Raw genomic sequence first — 665 nt, forward strand, 5'->3', positions numbered from 1 at the left:
ATTATAGAGTATCGGATGCCTCATCGAAGATAACTCAAAGTAGCCGCAGCGAATATACAGGAAGCATCCGATGCCGACCTTGGAGTCATTCGAGAAGCGGGATCATCAGGTGCGGAATGGGCGTCGCCAAGCGGGTATATCTAAGATGCAGTGCCCTACTCGTTATAGAGTATCGGATGCTTCATCGAAGATAACTCATGCAGTGCCAACGATTATACAGGAAGCATGCGGTGCCGACCTCGAAGCGATTCGGGTAGTTGGTTCATTCGTTGCGGAATGGACTTAATCAACGAATTTTTAAATCTCATAGCAATGAGGGCCTTTAGCTCAGCTGGTTAGAGCGCACCCCTGATAAGGGTGAGGTCGGTGGTTCGAGTCCACTAAGGCCCACCATTATAACTACCGCATTAAGTTGGAATCAACTCATCGATTGTCGAAGAGTAAAGTCAACTTGTGAGGTATACATGGGGCCATAGCTCAGCTGGGAGAGCGCCTGCCTTGCAAGCAGGAGGTCAGCGGTTCGATCCCGCTTGGCTCCACCAAAAAAAACTTCGCGGTATTGTCTTCTGAAGTTCTTCAGGAAGTTAATCAGCGAAAAACAATTGTTCCTTGAAAACTGGATAACGAAAGTAACAATAAAGCATTCGATCTACTGTATAGTAGTG

Annotated in this window: 2 tRNA genes; both read left to right on the forward strand. The window is 47.1% G+C overall.

Annotated features, from left to right (window positions below):
* Positions 1-316: 316 nt before the first annotated feature.
* Positions 317-393 (forward strand) — tRNA-Ile (locus tag M6D81_RS31625).
* Positions 394-466: 73 nt separating this feature from the next.
* Positions 467-542: transfer RNA gene (locus M6D81_RS31630), tRNA-Ala, on the forward strand.
* Positions 543-665 lie beyond the last annotated feature (123 nt).

Origin of the sequence: Paenibacillus sp. J5C2022 (assembly GCF_025567625.1) — a bacterium.
Lineage (GTDB): Bacteria > Bacillota > Bacilli > Paenibacillales > Paenibacillaceae > Pristimantibacillus.